We start from the raw sequence: 19,218 nt of genomic DNA, 5'->3' as shown, positions 1-19,218 counted from the left end.
ACAGCTATGAAATATATAAAAGTTAACAAACTAACAGTGCTTTTAGCCTTTCTAGGTACTGTACTTATAGGTTGTTCAGACGATCTGGACCAACCTGAACTGAACAATAATTTTGCCGGAGGAACAGATTTTTCACAGACAGATGATATGATTTTGTCACTAATCGGGGTTTACCAATCCGTTGCAGATAGAGGTTGGGAACAGCCACTAGTAGTTGCTACAAGAGGCGATGATGTGAATGCTGCGGGTGACCAACAAGGTCTAAAAAATCAAGATCGCTATGTATACGACAACTCCTTCTTTGGTTCTAGAACCTTATGGGAAACGTATTACGGAGATATCATTGGTGCCCATACGGGTATGGAACAGATAGAAAGATATATGGAGTTTGCAGATGATGAAGGTATCGCCTTGGGCAATCAATATATCGCAGAAGCAAAAGTGTTGAGAGCTGTGCTACTCTTTCAATTATCTCAGGTGTATGGTTCGGTATTTATACCAACCTCATCGAACCTTAATGATTTTGCAGATGTTACTTCGGTACCAAGTAAAGATGAAGTAATGCAACACATTTCTGATCAGATGGATGAAGCAATTCCCTTCTTACTTGACCTAAGACCAAACGAACGTACAGATTTACCTGGCGGAGTAACTAAATACACTGCTTTGATGATAAAAGCGGAAGCTAATCAAGAACTGGAGAATTACCAAGCCGTTGCAGACGCTGCAGGTGAAATTATTGCTTCCGGTAAATTCACGTTGTTTCCTGATTATTATGAGCTATTTAAAACTCCGGGTAAACTTAGTGATGAAAACTTATTCGAATTTCAATACTCTGATTTCGGAAATGGTGAAGGCGACAGGGTTAGTCATTTATATGCTCCTTATGGTCCCAACTCATGGAATCCAGAAGTTGATGGCTCTAGTAACGGATGGGGATTTTTTGAGCCTAGCTTAAAATATGTTGAATTTATGCTTGACAGAGGTGAAACCGAGCGTTTAGAAACGTCTGTTTTCTTTAGCCAAAAGGGTATTGACAGCTTAATAGCTACAACTACCTATACTGCAGAAACTCTACCATCATTTGTTTCTCCAACTACAAGAGATGGTGATGAAAATACATCTACCGTCCGGTCTATATTTTCAAGCGGCAAGCACTATTTACCAACAAATCAACTAATACCTGGTCGTACCGAATATGGTAGTAATAAGAACAATATTGTCTTTCGTTACTCAGAAACTTTGTTGATGTACGCCGAAGCATTGGTGCAAGGAGCGAATAATTCGACTATGACTGCTGATGAGGCGGTTAATCTGGTACGTTCAAGGGCAAATATGGCGCCTTTAAGCGGCGTAACACTTGACCAGATCGTAGATGAAAAATATGCCGAGCTTTCAATGGAATGGGGTAAACGCTTTTTTGATATGGTTAGGTTAGGTAGATACGATGAATTAAGTTTTGATGGTAGAACATTTACCGAAGACAAGGCTTTTGTAACCTACCATCAAGATCAAATCGACGAGTTTCCAATATTGGGTGAAATAGCTAACTAAAAACGAACTACAATGAAACATTTTAAAAACATAATTACTTTTTTGTTGGCTACCTTTCTTTTGGTTGCCTGCGAAGATGGTATCGACTCACTTACCGAGGTTGATCCAGGTGCCGATGAAACGGCTCCTAGTATCACCATAACTTCACCTACAGAAGGTTTAGCGGTAAAAGTGAATGAAGAACTAGCAACCATTACCATAAAATTTGAAGCTCAAGATGATATTGAGTTGGCTTCGGTGAATGTTGCTTTAGATGGAAGTACTATCAAAAGCTATGCAGATTTTTTGGATTACAGAAGATTGATAGTAGATGATTTGGTTTACGACCAACTTGCAGATGGTGAGCATGTACTTACCGTTACCGCAACTGACCTAGATGGTAAAACAACGAACGGTATGGTCAACTTTACAAAAGAACCTGCCTATGTTTCTAAATACCCAGGTGAAATTTTATACATGCCTTTTGATGGTGCGTATGTTGATTTGATCAGTTTTGAAGAAGCTGAAGAATTTGGAAGTCCGTCCATAAGCGAAGATAATATTGCAGGCGATGGGTCTTACCAAGGTGCTATGGATACGTATTTGACATTAGATTCCGAGCGTTTTAAAAATGCCGAGTTCAGTGCAATTTTCTGGATGAAAATTAACAACACACCAGACCGTGCCGGTGTATTGACCTTGAGTCCGCCATTAATTGACGGCGCAAACAATGACCTTTCTAAAGGATTTAGATTTTTCCGTGAAAATGCAAACGGCATGCAACGCTTTAAGCTGAACGCGGGTACTGGTACAGATGGTACTTGGTTCGATGGTGGCGAGGCTGCAGATGTAGACCCTACTACTGGAGAATGGGTAAACTTCGCTTTTACCATTTCTGGTTCTGAAGCGGTAGTGTATATAGACGGTCAAATTGCTAAAGAAGGAGCTTTCGTAGGTATTGACTGGACAGACGTTAACGTACTTTCCATCATGTCGGGCGCACCTAATTTTACAGCATGGGGCCACTTGTCAGATGAAAGCTTAATGGACGAACTTCGTATTTTCAATAGAGCAATTTCTCAAGAAGAAGTTCAACAAATAATGGCTGATGATTCAGGTGAATTCGTTTCTTCCTACCCTCCTACTTTTGACGGTGAAATGTTTTATATGCCATTTGATGGCAGTTACAACGAACGCTTTAGAGACATTGACGCTACCGTTGTAGGTACACCAGGTTATGCCGGTGAAAGTGTAGAAGGCGATAATGCCTATGCCGGTGCAGCAGATTCTTACCTGACATTTCCAACGAATGAATCCGGAGCGCTTACTACAGAGGAATTCAGTGCCACGCTATGGTATAAATTGAATGCAGACCCAACAAGAGGTTCCATCTTAGTTATGGGTCCTGAGGATGTAGATAATGCAGGATACCCCGATGTACAGAACAAACGTACCAACGGGTTCCGATTCTTTAGAGAGGGCGATGCCACACGACAGGTTTTCAAATTGAACGTGGGTAATGGTGAAGGTGAATCTTGGTTTGACGGTGGCGATGCAGCCGCATTAGACCCTACTGCTACAGAATGGGTACACTTGGCATTTACCATCTCTGGCTCTGAATGCGTAATCTATTTTGATGGTGAAGTTGTATCACAAGGCGATTTCACGGGAGTAGATTGGACAGGTTGCGATCTATTATCCATCGGTTCGGGAGCTCCACGATTTACCGAATGGGGTCATGGCTTTGATTTAAGCTTTATAGATGAACTTAGATTATACAACAAGGCTTTGACACAACAAGAAATTCAAGATATAAGACAAGCAGGTCTTTAATTACGATAATAGTTTAGTTTAAATTAGTTAATGCAGTAGATTTTTATGAGGTTATTTTTAATTTCAATGACCATTGCAACTTTGTTAGTGGGGTGCAATGGTCAATCCTCTAAGTCCAAACTTAGAGACCAAAGCGAGAGTGTAGAAAGAATTAAAATCACGGATGAACAATTGTTGGATTCCGTTCAAAAACAGACATTCAATTATTTTTGGGAAGGTGCCGAGCCTACTTCCGGACTGGCACGCGAAAGAATTCATTTAGATGATATTTACCCAACTCACCACAAAGATATTATCACTATTGGTGGTTCAGGTTTTGGTGTTATGGCAATTTTAGTAGGTATTGAAAGAGAATTCATAACACGTGAAATGGGTCTCGAACGACTTGAAAAAGCAGTAGATTTTCTTGACAATGCCGATCGTTTTCATGGTGCATGGCCACATTGGCTAAGTCCTGATGGTAAAATGACGCCATTCAGCAAAAAAGATAATGGCGGTGATTTAGTAGAAACCGCATTTCTTATTGAAGGATTATTGACCGTTAAAGAATATTTCAAGGACGGGAATGATCGAGAGCAAGCCCTAGCACAACATATACAAAAACTATGGGAAGAAGTAGAATGGGATTGGTACACGAAGGGCGAAAATGTACTGTATTGGCACTGGTCTCCAGAATATGAGTGGGATATGAACTTCCCAGTTGGTGGTTACAACGAAGCATTGATTATGTACATTCTTGCAGCGGCTTCTCCAACACATCCTATTTCCAAAGAAGTTTATGATCAAGGTTGGGCAAGAGATGGAGCAATTACAAAAGATACTACTTTTTATGGGCTACCAACTGTTTTGGATCATTATGAAAGTGATGCTTCTCCCGTTGGCCCTATGTTCTGGGCACACTACTCTTTTACAGGATTAAATCCTAAAGGATTAAAAGATCAGTATGCAGATTATTGGGAGTTGAACCACAACCATACTATGATACAATACAAATATGCTGTTGACAATCCTAAGAATTTCAAAGGATACGGTGAAGACCTTTGGGGGCTTACATCTAGTTATTCTATTAAAGGATATGATGGGCACCGACCAGATAGGGATATTAGCGTTATTTCTCCTACGGCAGCACTTTCTTCTATGCCATATGCACCAAAAGAGAGTATGGATTTCTTAAGAAATATGTACATCAATCATGATACCCTTATTGGTAAATACGGACCATATGATGCTTTTAGCTTGGAAAAAAACTGGGTATTACCTAGGTATTTAGCTATTGACCAAGGTCCTATTCCGGTGATGATTGAAAATCATAGAAGCGGATTGTTTTGGATGCTTTTTATGACCAATAAAGATGTAGTTAAAGGATTGGATAAACTAGAATTTTCAGTAGCATCACCAAAATGAAGGGCAAAAACCGATATAAGCACAAAAAGCAAATACTCAAAAAGACGCTCCTTGTTTTCTTGGGAATCTTAACGGTATCCCTAATGTCATGTTCATCTTCTGAACCAGATGCACCAACGGGCGAATCTGAACTTCCGGAAACTCCTACCGAACCAGAAACGGAACCTGAAGTACCAGAAATTTCAGACGAAGAACTTTTGGATTTAACCCAGCAAGAAACCTTCAAATATTTTTGGGATTACGCTGAGGCAAACTCTGGTGCAGCTCGTGAACGTTTTCATCCTAACGAACCTTCTAACGATCCAAATACGGTAAGTATAGGTGGCACAGGTTTTAGTTTAATGGCGCTCTTGGTTGGTGTGGAAAGGGGCTTTATTACACGTAATGAATCCGTAGAACGAATTGATCAGATTTTAAGTTTTTTAGAATCTGCGGATCGTTTTCACGGTGCTTGGCCTCATTGGTTAGATGGCACTAACGGTAACGTTAGGCCATTTAGCGAAAAAGACAATGGTGGCGACTTGGTAGAAACCGCTTTTTTGGCACAAGGCTTGATCTGCATTAAAGAGTATTTTAAAAATGGCAACGACACAGAAAAATCTTTATCCGATAAGGCAGATGCATTATGGAAAGGTGTTGAATGGAACTGGTATACGCAAGACCAAAATAGCCTGTATTGGCATTGGAGTCCGAACTATGGTTTCGACATCAATCTAGAATTGAAAGGGTATAATGAAGTGATGATTACTTATGTAATGGCTGCCGCTTCACCAGAATTTTCTATTGAGAAAGAGGTATATACTAATGGTTGGGCATCAAATGGGTCTATAACAGATGCCACAAGTGCATATAATATTCCGTTGGTGGTGGATCATGCAGGAAATTCCCCAAAGGGCGGACCTTTATTTTTTTCGCACTATTCTTTTTTAGGTCTTAACCCGAACAATTTAAGTGACGGATTCGTCAATTATTGGGACGCAGCGGTAAATCATTCAAAAATCAACTATTTATACTGCGTTGAGAACCCTAAAAACTACATCGATTATGGTGAAAATTGCTGGGGATTAACGGCAAGCTACTCTAGAAATACCGATAGTACTTTAGGTTACAATGCGCATAGCCCAAGCAATGATATAGGTCTGGTTTCGCCAACGGCAGCCATAAGTTCTATACCGTATACTCCCGAAGAATCACTAAAAGCGTTACGCTATTTTTATCAGAACAAAGATGAATTATTAGGACCTGCAGGTTTTTATGATGCGTTTAGTCCGCAAAACAATTTTTGGGTAGCAGAAGCATATTTGGCTATAGACCAAGGCCCTGAAATCGTTATGATAGAAAATTACAGAAGTGGTCTACTTTGGAATCTTTTTATGCAAAACGAAGACGTACAAAGCGGTCTTGATAAACTCGGTTTTACTTATGAAAAATAAACACTTTCTTTTTCTCTTTTTACTAATTATTTGCAACACCATAACTTCTGCGCAAGATGTCAATTTATTCGAAAAGAAAGAATTGATTATTGCAAAAGACACGTTGCGATATAGAATTCTATATCCAGAAAACTTTGATGTAGAAAAAACATATCCGCTAGTACTATTTTTACATGGTGCAGGTGAACGAGGTAATGATAACGAAAAGCAACTAACGCACGGCAGCGCTCTTTTTCTAGATCAGAATAACAGAACGAAATTCCCTGCGATTGTAATTATGCCCCAATGTGAAATAGATGATTATTGGGCACAGGTAGAAGTTGATCGTAGCAAATACCCCGTACAGTTAGATTTTCAATTTAAAAAAGGACCTACCAAAGCAATGGAAATGGTCTTGCAATTACTGAAAAACTACCAAAAAGAAAGCTTTGTAAATAAAAACCAAACTTATGCCATGGGTCTCTCCATGGGCGGTATGGGAACATATGAACTTTTAGCAAGGCAACCAGATCGTTTTGCTGCTGCCATAGCAATATGCGGTGCAGGTGATCCTAAATACGTAGCTAACTACGCGAAAAAAATACCCGTTTGGGCGTTTCACGGTGCAAAAGATAATGTTGTAGATCCATTACGTTCTATGGAAATGGTTACGGCACTACTGAATGAGGAAGCTTTCCCCCGGCTTACCTTATATGATTTTGCAAACCATAATAGTTGGGATTCTGCCTTTGCAGAACCAGAATTATTACCATGGCTATTCTCGAATGCTATTAACCAAGAGTAAAAGCAACTAAAACTGACATCTATGATCAAAACATATAAAATACTCCCCCTACTTTTATTGACATGTATAGGCTTCAATGGTATTGCACAAGAAAAAATTCCTGAGGTTGAAGCACTATTGAGCAAAATGACCTTAGATGAGAAAATAGGACAGCTGAACTTATTGACTCCCGGTGGTGGTATTGCTACAGGATCTGTTGTTAGTGAAAATGTAGAGGCAAAAATTAAAGCGGGTCAAGTTGGTGGCTTATTCGGTGTATCTGGACCTGAAAAAGTTAGGCAAGCACAAGAAATTGCCATTAAGAATTCTAGGTTAAAAATTCCGCTATTGATAGGTTCCGACATTATCCACGGGTATAAGACCACCTACCCTATTCCATTGGGTGTAGCTTCTAGTTGGAATATGGAATTGATTGAAAGCGCTGCAAAAATGGCTGCAAAAGAAGCTACCGCAGATGGTATCAACTGGAACTTCTCACCTATGGTAGATATATCTCGAGATGCCAGATGGGGAAGAATCTCTGAAGGTTCGGGCGAAGATCCTTACTTAGGTTCAGCTATTGCAACGGCAATGGTAAAAGGGTACCAAGGAAAAGATTTAAGTGATGCCTATACTATGATGGCTACGGTAAAACATTTGGCGCTATATGGTGCCGTGGAAGCTGGGCGTGATTATAATTCGGTTGACATGAGCAAGGTGAAAATGTACAATCAGTACCTACCACCATATCAAGCTGCAGTAGATGCAGGTGTTGGTAGTGCCATGACCTCTTTTAATGATATTGACGGTATACCGGCTACAGGAAACAAATGGCTGATTACAGATTTATTGAGAAAGCAATGGGGATTTAAAGGATTTGTAGTTTCCGATTACACCTCTGTTAATGAAATGACCGCTCATGGCTTAGGAGATTTGCAAACAGTATCAGCACAAGCGCTCAATGCAGGATTGGACATGGATATGGTAGGCGAAGGATTTTTGACCACGTTAAAAAAATCTGTTGAAGAAGGTAAAGTAACCGAGGAAGCAATTACTATGGCATGTAGAAGAATTTTGACCGCAAAACATCAATTGGGACTGTTTGATGATCCCTATAAATATTCCGATACTTCTAGACCAGAAAAAGACATTCTTACTGCCGAAAATAGATTAGCATCAAGAAAAATTGCAACGCAATCTTTTGTACTGCTAAAGAACGAAAACAATGTGCTTCCGCTACAAAAGGATGCTAAAATTGCATTGGTGGGACCATTGGCGAACGACAAAAACAATATGTTGGGTACATGGGCTCCTACGGGCGACCCGCAACTATCAATACCAGTATTGGAAGGATTAAAAAATGTTGCTCCAAAAGTTAAAATCAGTTATGCCAAAGGCGCAAATATTACTAATGACACCGAGCTTGCCAAGCGTGCCAATGTGTTCGGTTTAAGGGTAGACATCGACAAAAGAACTCCTGAAGCTATGTTATCGGAAGCTTTAAAAAACAGTAAAAATGCAGATGTAATCGTAGCCGTTGTGGGTGAAGCTTCAGAATTTGCCGGGGAAGCCGCAAGCAGAACCGAAATATCGATACCTCAAAGTCAGAAAAAATTAATTAATGCCTTAGTAGAAACGGAAAAACCGGTAGTATTGGTTTTATTTAGCGGTAGACCATTGACCATTTCCGATGAGTTTAATTTGCCTGTTAGTATTCTACAAGTATGGAATCCGGGTGTTGAAGCTGGTAATGCCATTGCAGATGTACTTTTTGGAGATTACAATCCGTCTGGGAAACTTACCGCAAGTTGGCCTAGAAATGTAGGTCAGATTCCTATTTATCATAGTATGAAAAATACAGGTAGACCAGCGCCCAAACATCAATTCGAAAAATTTAAATCTAATTATCTCGATAGTGAAATTTCGCCATTATTTCCTTTTGGTTTTGGTTTGAGCTATACCTCTTTTGAATACAGTGAGATTACAGTTGATAAGAATAAAATAAATCAAGGGGAATCAATAAAGGTCTCTATAACCGTAAAAAATACGGGAGACTACGATGGAGAAGAAGTGGTACAACTATATTTAAAAGATGAGATTCGTAGCATTACCCCACCCGTAAGACAACTAAAAGGATTTCAAAAAATATTTCTAAAAAAAGGAGCATCAAAAACCGTGACCATTACCCTATCTGCAGATGATTTAAAATTCTACAACAGCGAATTAAAATTTGTAGCGGAGCCAGGAAAATTCAAGGTGTTCGTTGGTAGCAATTCAGATACAGAAATGTCTGCCGAATTTGAATTAGAGTAATCCCTTAACCAACCATTATTTACAATTAAAAATTAAATTGACTATGCGCATAGTTATACTCATGCTGGTAATTGGGTTGTCACATATCAGCTGTAATACAAAAGCAAAAACTGTAACAAAAACCGATCAGAAGCCAAATATTGTTTTCATTATGGCCGATGATCATGCCATACAGGCAATTAGTGCCTATGGACATCCGATCAGTAAATTAGCGAGTACTCCTAATATTGATAGACTAGCTAAAAATGGTGTACTATTCAACAATAGTTTCGTAACTAATTCTATCTGTGGACCAAGTAGAGCTGTTATATTAACAGGAAAACATAGTCATATTAACGGATTTAGACAGAACGGAGACCACTTTGACGGTAGTCAGCCCACATTGCCAAAAATGTTTCAGCAATCAGGATACGAAACCGCTGTTTTTGGCAAATGGCATTTACACGGCTACCCTAAAGGTTTTGACCAATGGAAAATTATCGTCGACCAGGGGAACTATTATAACCCAGATTTTATTGAAAATGGTGACACCACCCGTATTGAAGGTTATGCCACCGATATTATTACCGAAGATGCACTACAATGGTTACAGCAAGACCGAACAGATTCTCTACCGTTCTTTTTAATGGTGCAACACAAAGCACCCCATAGAAATTGGATGCCAGCCTTACGCCATGCTAATTTGTATGATTCTGTACAGTTTCCACTACCGGAAAGTTATTTTCCAGAATTCAATAAACAATGGGCTCGCAAAGAACAGTTACAGACCATTTACAACGACATGTACGAAGGTCATGACCTAAAAATGACTACGGCATTTGGGAGCACCCAACTTTTGAACAACCCTTGGAAGACCGATTTTGATAGAATGACCCCAAGCCAACGCAATGCATGGGACACCGCATATTTAGCGAAAAACAATGCTTTTCATAAAGCCAGCTTAACTGGAAAGGATTTAGCTATTTGGAAAGGGCAACGTTACATTCAAGATTATATGGCGACCATTGCAGCCGTAGACGAAGGTGTAGGTGAAATTCTAGATTATCTGGAAGAAAGTGGTCTCGATGAAAATACGCTAGTGGTATATACTTCTGATCAAGGTTTCTGGATGGGAGAAAATGGATGGTTTGATAAGCGATTTATGTACGAGGAATCTTTTAAAACACCACTATTGATGCAATTACCTGGTACCATAAAATCTGGAACCAAAATTGACGCCATGGTTCAAAACCTAGATTTTGCACCAACGTTTTTAGACCTCACCGGATTATCAGATTTCAGCACTGAAATGCAAGGAGAATCTTTTGCTGGATTATTGAACGGCACCTCAAATCAAGAAGATTTTAGAGATGTGGTATATTATCATTACTACGACTACCCCGCTTTTCATATGGTGAAAAAACATTACGGAATTAGAACAAAACGCTATAAACTCATCCACTTTTATGATGATATAGATGCTTGGGAACTATATGATCTGGATAAGGACCCTAAAGAGAAAAACAATTTAATTTTGGATACGACATATGCGGAGACTTTGACTTTAATGCACAAAAAGTTAGACAGCGTTCAAATGCATTATGGGGTTACCGAGAAAGAATTTAAAAAAGCACCAAAAGAGAAAGTAGACAAAGCCTATAAACAATTTGAAAGGTTAAGAGGTAAACCTTCATTCAATTAAATCGTTCTTTAAATGCCTTTAAGATTAACTGGGATACCCATAACTTATTTCTACGTGTACCTGAACATATATAAATGTTATTGCTCATAACCAACTAGTTTCTGTAAACAGGTTACATGCAGAAAAATATTAATATTAAACCAGCTATATCCTTGAAAAAGTAAGATTAACACAAAATAGAGTAAGTACAAACAACATGCAATTATTGATTACGACTCAAACACCTAAAGATTTGAATCCTGTTGAGGTTACAACAAAAAGTGACTTACTATTATGGTTTTTCACGCTTGCTATTTTCTACTTTAGCAATAATTCTAAAAAATAGTAGTCACCATAGTTTATTGATACATCCATCTCATCTTTTTTAGGCCAGTTACCTGTACTATGGTTCAGAACAAAAGGAGCTTCTATGTCTACTGGTAAAATATAGTTCTCACTTTGTAAAGTACTTAACACTTTATCCGCATAAGTGAGATAAGAAGTGTCATTAGTATAAGAAAACAATTCTACCAATGCAGATGCTGTAATGGCAGCTGCAGAAACATCTTTCACCACATTTGGTATTTCAGTGTCATTAAAATCCCAATACGGAATTCCGTCTTCAGGCAAGTTTTCATGATTCAAATAAAATGCAGCAGATTTTTCCGCTTGTTCCAAATAAAGAGGATTCTTGGTATACCTATAGCACATCGTAAAACCATAAATACCCCATGCCTGCCCCCTAGCCCAAGCAGACTTATCACTAAACCCTTGATGGGTAACTTTGTCTTTTATACCTCCTGAAATAGTATCATATATAACAACATGGTAACTACTATTATCTTTTCTAAAATGGTTTTTTAAGGTAGTATTCGCATGTTTAACCGCAACTTTATGAAAGGTACTATCACCTGAAATCTTAGTGGCTTCAAACAAAAGCTCTAGATTCATCATATTATCGATAATTACCGGAAACTCCCAAATATCCTTATTAAAGTCCCAAGATCGTATGCTACCTACTTTATCGTTAAATCTGGTTACCAATGTTGTTGCACTTTCAATAATTACCTCTTTATACTTTTCATTACCGGTCACCTCATACCCTTCTCCAAAACTGCAATATATTTTAAACCCCATATCATGGGTGCCATCATTATACTTCTCTTTCTCCATAACAGAGGTCCACGCAATTGCCTTAGACCTATAAGCTTCATCACCCGTCAACTTATAGAGCTGCCAAAGATTACCAGGGTAAAATCCGCTTGTCCAATCTTTTGATGCTACTTTGAATACCTTATTTGTTTTAGGATCATAACTTCTAGGAATGGATATTGAATCAATAGGATAATTTAAAAGTTTCTGATAACGTATATGCAATAATGAATCTACTGGAAGAATATTTGCAATTTCTTTTTTGTTGGTATTCTCTTTACAAGAAAGCAGGGTTAAAATAAAGAATACACCAAAGCCTTTTACCCATAATCTACCCATAGCAAAGTCTTAATTTGTGCCCAATAGCACATAAATTACAATTGTAATAATACACAAAATTATTGCCATTGGTTTTGTGTACTTCCATTCTTTCATCTCTACAAAATCATGTGCTTCTTCTTTAATAGCTTTCTTGTTCGGGTAGAAGTAAGAAACTATAAACATTACCAACATATTCAACACAAATTCTATTCCCCATATATGCACAAAATGAATGTCTACTTTAAATATAAAGGTTGTTAAAATATAAAACAACAAGCCTACGAGCAAGGCTACTTTAGCTGCTGTGGCCGATATCTTTTTTAAGAAAAACCCTGCCAGCATTATAGATGCTATGGGTATAAAGAAAATACCATTAAGCTGTTGTAAAAGTTGGTAAAGACCGTCTGGTGCATTGGCTACCATTGGCGCTACCAAAATGGCAAATACCGCAAGTATAGTTGACGTCAATTTGCCTACTCTTACCAACTTTTTATCACTTGCATTTTTACCAAAATGTCTTTTAAAAACATCTATACTAAATATGGTGGCAGCACTATTTAAAACACTATTAAAAGTACTTAGTACAGCACCCATAATTATGGCTGCAAATACCCCGACAAAACCAATGGGTAACACCTTTTTAACAAGCTCAGGATAAATCATGTCTTGATTGTCATAAAGGGAATCACCAAAGTAATAAAAGGCAATTACACCTGGAAGTATAATAATTATAGGTACTAAAATTTTTAAAACTCCCGTAAAGAGAAGCCCCTTTTGAGCCTCTACCAAATTCTTGGCACCAAGTGCTCGTTGAATAATGGTTTGATTCATACTCCAAAAATATAATTGATTAATGATCAAACCCGTAAAAAGCACTTCAAATGGCAAAACAGAATCCTTAGCTCCAATGACATTAAATTTTTCTGGACTATGGTTAAACACTGTAGACAAACCTTCTAAAGGATTGCCATCACCAATACTTACCAGTGCAATTATAGGTATTGCCAAACCACCGATCAATAATCCATACCCGTTAATCGTATCTGAAATAGCTACAGCTTTTAAACCTCCAAATATGGCATAAACAGATCCTAAAACCCCAATACAAACTACTGTCACCCAAAGGCCTTCTTCTTTGGTTACATCTAGAACTTCAGAAATATTAAATATACTCTCAATATTTATGGCTCCGGTATAAAGTACAATTGGTAATAACGTTACTACAAATGATACCATTAAAAATAACGCCACCAATGTTCTGGTAGTACTGTCAAACCTTTTTTCTAAATACTCAGGTATTGTGGTCAGACCCATTTTTAAATACTTTGGCACAAAATAGATAGCCGCAACTACCAATGCCAAAGCCGAAGTAACTTCCCAGGCAATAATGATAAATCCGTTTTTGTAAGACGAGCCGTTCATACCTATTAAATGTTCGGTAGAAATGTTTGTCAACAACATTGACCCGGCAATAACAACGCCTGTTAAACTTCTTCCACCAAGAAAATAACCGTCTTTTGAATCTAGTTTTTCTTTTCTCAGTTTATACCATGAGTAAAGTGCTACAAAAGCGGTAAAAGCAATAAATGTAATAGCTGTATACATATCGTTAGTTGGTTTAATAAATAGATGAAGGCAAAAAAAATGCCCTAGTAAAAATGCTAGAGCATTGCCAAACTCAAATAAAAATTAAAAACTCAACTTTTCAGGTAGGTATTTCGCTACCAGTTTTTTATAATATGGAAGTAATTTTTTCGCATCTGGCGGTACAGGTGCTTTAGAGTATAGATCATAAGGGTTGAATTTCTTGACCCACTCAAACATTTCAATATCTTTTGCCGTCATTAAATGTTCATAATCATTTTCTCTATGTTGCGAATAAAAAGAATGATATCTAATCATATATAACGCAGGTTCGGGCAAATAATCTTTCATTATTTGGTATAGATATTCATCATGCCCCCAGCTCATTTTCACGTTGTCCAATCCACAATTTGGTTCGTAGACTCCATATTTTGTATTGTATTTTTCGTTTGTGGCATCTGGGTTTGCACTAAAAAACTCTGGATATACAATCTTATCAGAATACGCACACCCAACAGGGAAGGTATCGCCCACAACAGCCCATTGAGGCTCACCGAATAGGCAGAGAATTTTTCCTAGATCATGAATAAAACCTGTAAGCACAAACCAATCTGGATGACCGTCAGCCCTTATAGCCTCTGAAGTCTGCAATAAATGTTGTAATTGATCTAAATCAATATCCGGGTCACTATCGTCTACCAATGTATTTAGAAAATCAACGGCTTCCCAAATCGACATTTCTCTCTTATTGAATTGTAGAAATTCCTTTTCCTTTTCAACTACAAAGTCATACGTTTGAAATTCATGATTTATTTTATAAAATTCTTTGACCGTATCTAACCTTTCTGAGTCTACATAATTTCTAAACTCTTCTTTTTCTTTTGTTGGCTCTTCTGGATCAGGGTATCTCTCCAATAAATTATCTTCCCAATCATCAATGTTATCCATAGGATGATCCTGATTGTTGTTCAACGCTTTTTTCATACAAGTCGATATTAAAGTTTTGAATAAGTTGATTTGTTGTTGTTGTTGTTGTTGTTTTGACAGTTAAACTATCTATATGCAATTTATAGTATAAAAATTATAATTTGATGGATAAAACAACCATAAATATGGATTTAACAGCTAACTACAACAACATAAACTATTCTACTTCAATAATTTACTAGGAGGAAAACCAAATTGTTTTTTAAAGCATCTGCTAAAATATAATGGATCATTAAAACCTATTAAATCTGTTACTTCTGAAACGTTGTATTTTTTAGTCTTCAACAGTTGTGCTGATTTCTTTAATCTAATGGTTCTAATAAATTCGTTTGGTGCCAAATCTGTTAGCTCTTTTATCTTACGGTATAGTTTTGAGGAACTCATCCCTAATTCCTGGCAAAGGTAGTTGGTAGTTAAATCAACATCATCAATATGCTCTTCTATGATATTGGTGACTTGATCCATCAATTCTTTGTCAATCGGGGAATGGGTAAGCAGACCAACTTCACTTTCCATTTCATTAGAAAATTTTGCTTTGAGTTCTAATCGTGTTTTAATAGTATTTACGATCACCGATTTTAATAACGAAGGGTCAAAAGGCTTCACCAAATAAGAATCTGCACCAACATCATATCCTTTAACCTTGTCCTCATTTTCAGAAAGCGCCGTGAGAAGAATTACGGGTATATGACTTATAAATTCGTCGTTCTTTAATACATTACAAAATTCTAAACCGTCCATAACCGGCATCATAACATCTGCTACACATAACATGGGTTTAATTTTTCTACAAAGTTGTAAACCTTCTTTTCCATTTTCTGCCTCATAAACCTTATAGTAGGCAGACAAGTAGTCAATAAGATATTTTCTTAGTTCTATATTATCTTCAATGACCAAAACTTTATCCTTGATCTCTGTATTTGTAGTCTTTCTTTTTGCAGGAACAAATATTTCTGGCTCATCTACCTCTTTATTTGAAATAAATTCAAATACTTCTTTCTTAGTATAGCTTTCTCGGTCGATAGGAATTTCAACTGTAAACGTACTACCCTCATTAGGTTTACTTATAACGACAATAGTACCTTTATGTAATTCAATCAAAGATTTTACAAGTGATAGACCAATACCAGAACCCGTATTGTTTTCTTTACTATTTGTAGCCTGATAAAATCTGGTAAAAATCTTTTCTTGACTTTTAAGGGGTATACCGATACCATCATCACTTACTTCAATAACCAACGTATTTTTATCGTTTTCCTTAAGCTTGACAAAAAGATCCACGTGACCATATTTGTTGGTAAACTTAATGGCATTAGACAATAAATTGTATAATATCTTATCGAACTTATCTCGGTCTATCCAGCCAAATAAATTTTCTACTTCACTGATAATATTTAAATCAATTTGCTTGTTAAAGGCAAACTCCTTGAAGGAATCAAAAGTATTGGTCGTGAACAATAATATATCTGTTTTGGACACCTTTAGCTTAAGTTCCCCGGTTTGTGCCTTTCTAAAATCTAAAACTTGATTTACCAAATTCAAAAGTCTACTGGCATTTTGGTGAATTAAATTGAACCTGCTTTTCTGATAATCGCTACTGTTATCATTACTTTCCTCCAAAAGCTGTTTTGCCGGTCCCAAGATCAATGTTAAAGGCGTTCTTAACTCATGTGATATATTGGTAAAAAAGCGAAGTTTTTCATTATTTAGTTTAATATCACGCTCTCTATTTACTTTTTCAGTAACCAATTCTTGCTTCAACCTAAGTCTATTCTTCATTTCTTTTCTAATGAAGTATATAATCAAAATCAAAAGGGCAAGAAATAAGAATAATGCTTGATAGGTTAACCAAAAAGGAGGTTTTATAGTAATATAATAAGCATTTACATCGCTCCAAAAACCGTCGCTATTACTTGATTTTATTTTAAAGGTATAATCACCAGGAAATAAATTGGTGTACTGTACCGTTCGTGAATTACTGGTTGTTGAAATCCAATCTTCATCAAAACCCTCTAACATATACTCAAACCTATTCAGCTTTTCCTTTACATAAGAAGGAGCTGAGAACTGAAGCGAAAAATTTCTGTTTTTATATTCTAAAGTGATATCCTTAATATCATTTATATCTTTTATTAATGGAATTTGACCGTTAATCTCAACCCCTGGTTCAATTTCCTCATTCTGAATTTTAAACTCAGTAATCATGGGAGTTTTAGCAATTTTATTTTCGCTAATGGCGTGAGGCGAAAAATATATAATACCGTTTTTACCTCCTAAAAATATATTTGAATCATTGAAATTGTAAAAACCACTGGAACTGAAAACATCTAATCTATTGCCACTTTCAACGTCGTAAACGTTATGATTTTTTAAATCGGATTTTAACCTGGCAACATTGTTACTGTTCATATTAAACCAGATATCACCATTAGCGTAAGTAAGCATATCTGTTATCCACTTATCACTAAGTTCTGCTGGTTCCTGCAGAGGTTTAAACCATTTAGTATCGAAATCAAATAGACTAAGACCTTTTCTTGTTGCAGCCCATAAACGCCCCTCATTATCAAACATGATATCGCTTACATTATCATGAGGCAGTCCAATATCTGATGTAGAAGTGGATGAGTAGTATTCAAAAACATTTTTATCCTTAAGATAATTTACCAAACCTGTCTCTGTAGCAAACCAAATACTAGAATCATTTTGCTTTACAATTTCATTTATTTGGTAACCTTTTAAAAACTGATCTGTTTCAGTTTCATTCTTAAGGCTTGTTGTATTTAAAATCACTACCCCTTCACCAAAAGATCCTATTAAAAGTTGATTTTCTGAAAAGGTTTCAAAAGCAAAAATTGGTGACTGTTCAAATCCCACCGAAATTACTTTAGAGGAATTTTCCCTATAATTATACACCAGTAGTTTACCATTCCATAAACCACAATAAAATGTAACGCCATCTATAGAATAAATACTGGCAATATCTTTTTGGTTGTTATACAGTGGTGAAAAAGCATCTTCGTTTGATATAAAAAGTCCGTTGTGCCTAGTAGCAACAATAACTTTATCATCATAGGTTTTACTAAAACCTCTAATTCTAGGCACTTGATTATCTATATGTAAAGAGATATCCTTATTACTATTAAATTGATTCTCAAATGGATCGTACTTATCCAAACCATCTTCAGTACCGATCCACAATACACCAGACGAATCAAAGAACAATGCCGACACCTGGTTATCTACTAAAGAGGTATCATCTGTTAGTACTGAATAATACCACTTATAATCCCCCTTTTGTATATCTTCTAATTGATTACAAACCAAAAGTCCGCCTAAAGTACCTACCCAATACTTGCCATCATCTGCTTGGGTAACCGAAAGAAAATAAGGCCCTAGACCATCCTTAATTTCTGTATCCTTTATTTCTAGATTTAAAAATTCATTAGAAGTTTTGTTCAATTTATACAAGCCCTCTCTAGTACCTATAAAAATATCGGATTTTGCATCTTCGTAGATAAAATTTAAATACGGATTCTTTTCAGCCGAATTAGGTATTGAAAGCGTATAAATTAGTTTTTGGGAGATTTCACCTTCAGCATCAAGAATTAATTTGGCGACACCGCCAGATTCGTAACTACCAATCCATAAATCACCATTCTTATCTTCAACAATAGCTTTTATATAGTTAAAATTTGCAATTTCAACCTTTTTAAAGTTGCCGCTTTCTACGTTTAATATATAGAGTCCACTATTCTTTGTACCAACCCAAACTCTCTTAAACCTATCTACAAAAACAGACCTTATTTCCCCTTCGGGAAGACTTTCTTTATTATTCTCATCTGGTAAATAGGTGTTGAAAGTGTGCGTACCAGTATTGTATAATGAAAGTCCGTCTCTTGTACCGATCCATAGATTATTTAATTCTTCATCTAGAACTAACGCTGTAATATCATCATTATTCAGATTAGTTATATCGCTAGAACTTAAATAAGATTTAAATTCATAACCATCAAACCTATTTAAACCGGCGAAGGTGCCTAGCCATAAAAACCCGTGTTTATCTTGTACTATATGCCTAACGGCATTATGAGACAAGCCACTATCATCATTATAATGCTCAAATTTTATGTCTTGTGCAGTTAAGCTAGCTACAAAAAATATGGTACTAAAAAATATGCCAAAAAGATTTCGCATGTGTTGTTTGAGTCGTTGAGTTAAGTTGTCTATAAATGTAC

Annotated in this window: 11 protein-coding genes; 7 read left to right on the top strand and 4 right to left on the bottom strand. The window is 36.7% G+C overall.

Annotation, left to right across the window (positions count from 1 at the left end):
- The first annotated feature begins 6 nt into the window (after window positions 1-6).
- The 7 genes from P177_RS05535 to P177_RS05505 all read left to right on the top strand — a co-directional run bounded on the left by P177_RS05535 (window position 7) and on the right by P177_RS05505 (window position 10,960).
- Complete coding sequence (locus tag P177_RS05535) at window positions 7-1,554, top strand: RagB/SusD family nutrient uptake outer membrane protein (protein ID WP_036152709.1); 1,548 nt, start codon at window positions 7-9, stop codon at window positions 1,552-1,554.
- Between the two features lie 12 nt (window positions 1,555-1,566).
- Window positions 1,567-3,366 carry a LamG-like jellyroll fold domain-containing protein gene (locus tag P177_RS05530; protein ID WP_036152704.1) on the top strand — a complete coding sequence of 600 codons (1,800 nt, stop codon included), beginning with the start codon at window positions 1,567-1,569 and terminating at the stop codon, window positions 3,364-3,366.
- Between the two features lie 45 nt (window positions 3,367-3,411).
- The gene (locus tag P177_RS05525) at window positions 3,412-4,770 is read left to right on the top strand and encodes a glucoamylase family protein (RefSeq protein ID WP_036152703.1); all 1,359 of its coding nucleotides are present in this window, start codon (window positions 3,412-3,414) and stop codon (window positions 4,768-4,770) included.
- A gap of 83 nt (window positions 4,771-4,853) precedes the next feature.
- Window positions 4,854-6,203, top strand: a complete 1,350-nt coding sequence (locus P177_RS05520; protein WP_051941940.1) for a glucoamylase family protein — start codon at window positions 4,854-4,856, stop codon at window positions 6,201-6,203.
- The gene (locus P177_RS05515) at window positions 6,193-6,987 is read left to right on the top strand and encodes a carboxylesterase family protein (protein ID WP_036152702.1); all 795 of its coding nucleotides are present in this window, start codon (window positions 6,193-6,195) and stop codon (window positions 6,985-6,987) included. The genes P177_RS05520 and P177_RS05515 overlap by 11 nt, the downstream gene beginning before the upstream one ends.
- Before the next feature lie 21 nt (window positions 6,988-7,008).
- Window positions 7,009-9,279, top strand: coding sequence for a beta-glucosidase BglX (gene bglX, locus P177_RS05510; protein ID WP_036152697.1), 2,271 nt, complete (start codon window positions 7,009-7,011; stop codon window positions 9,277-9,279).
- Between the two features lie 43 nt (window positions 9,280-9,322).
- Window positions 9,323-10,960: a sulfatase family protein gene (locus tag P177_RS05505; protein ID WP_036152694.1), complete on the top strand. Its 1,638-nt coding sequence runs from the start codon at window positions 9,323-9,325 to the stop codon at window positions 10,958-10,960.
- Window positions 10,961-11,257: 297 nt separating this feature from the next.
- Here the strand turns inward: P177_RS05505 and P177_RS05500 are convergent, their stop codons facing one another.
- The 4 genes from P177_RS05500 to P177_RS05485 form a co-directional block, all read right to left on the bottom strand.
- Window positions 11,258-12,430 (bottom strand): glycoside hydrolase family 88 protein, encoded by a 1,173-nt coding sequence (locus P177_RS05500; RefSeq protein ID WP_036152692.1) that lies wholly within the window; start codon window positions 12,428-12,430, stop codon window positions 11,258-11,260.
- A 9-nt stretch (window positions 12,431-12,439) separates the two neighbouring features.
- Window positions 12,440-14,017 (bottom strand): solute:sodium symporter family transporter, encoded by a 1,578-nt coding sequence (locus P177_RS05495; protein ID WP_036152690.1) that lies wholly within the window; start codon window positions 14,015-14,017, stop codon window positions 12,440-12,442.
- Between the two features lie 84 nt (window positions 14,018-14,101).
- Window positions 14,102-14,980 (bottom strand): inositol oxygenase family protein, encoded by an 879-nt coding sequence (locus P177_RS05490; RefSeq protein ID WP_036152688.1) that lies wholly within the window; start codon window positions 14,978-14,980, stop codon window positions 14,102-14,104.
- Between the two features lie 165 nt (window positions 14,981-15,145).
- The gene (locus P177_RS05485; protein ID WP_036152686.1) at window positions 15,146-19,177 is read right to left on the bottom strand and encodes a hybrid sensor histidine kinase/response regulator transcription factor; all 4,032 of its coding nucleotides are present in this window, start codon (window positions 19,175-19,177) and stop codon (window positions 15,146-15,148) included.
- Window positions 19,178-19,218 lie beyond the last annotated feature (41 nt).

The sequence above is a fragment of the Maribacter forsetii DSM 18668 genome (assembly GCF_000744105.1).
Lineage (GTDB): Bacteria > Bacteroidota > Bacteroidia > Flavobacteriales > Flavobacteriaceae > Maribacter > Maribacter forsetii.
Note: the sequence above shows the minus strand (reverse complement) of the source record. Positions and strands in the feature narration are given on the sequence as shown.

What these genes read in the sequence shown, in the direction of transcription:
- P177_RS05535 (WP_036152709.1), top strand. Translation starts at nt 7, where the DNA reads ATGAAATATATAAAAGTTAACAAACTAACAGTGCTTTTAGCCTTTCTA.
- P177_RS05530 (WP_036152704.1), top strand. Translation starts at nt 1,567, where the DNA reads ATGAAACATTTTAAAAACATAATTACTTTTTTGTTGGCTACCTTTCTT.
- P177_RS05525 (WP_036152703.1), top strand. Translation starts at nt 3,412, where the DNA reads ATGAGGTTATTTTTAATTTCAATGACCATTGCAACTTTGTTAGTGGGG.
- P177_RS05520 (WP_051941940.1), top strand. Translation starts at nt 4,854, where the DNA reads ATGTCATGTTCATCTTCTGAACCAGATGCACCAACGGGCGAATCTGAA.
- P177_RS05515 (WP_036152702.1), top strand. Translation starts at nt 6,193, where the DNA reads ATGAAAAATAAACACTTTCTTTTTCTCTTTTTACTAATTATTTGCAAC.
- bglX (WP_036152697.1), top strand. Translation starts at nt 7,009, where the DNA reads ATGATCAAAACATATAAAATACTCCCCCTACTTTTATTGACATGTATA.
- P177_RS05505 (WP_036152694.1), top strand. Translation starts at nt 9,323, where the DNA reads ATGCGCATAGTTATACTCATGCTGGTAATTGGGTTGTCACATATCAGC.
- P177_RS05500 (WP_036152692.1), bottom strand. Translation starts at nt 12,430, where the DNA reads ATGGGTAGATTATGGGTAAAAGGCTTTGGTGTATTCTTTATTTTAACC.
- P177_RS05495 (WP_036152690.1), bottom strand. Translation starts at nt 14,017, where the DNA reads ATGTATACAGCTATTACATTTATTGCTTTTACCGCTTTTGTAGCACTT.
- P177_RS05490 (WP_036152688.1), bottom strand. Translation starts at nt 14,980, where the DNA reads ATGAAAAAAGCGTTGAACAACAATCAGGATCATCCTATGGATAACATT.
- P177_RS05485 (WP_036152686.1), bottom strand. Translation starts at nt 19,177, where the DNA reads ATGCGAAATCTTTTTGGCATATTTTTTAGTACCATATTTTTTGTAGCT.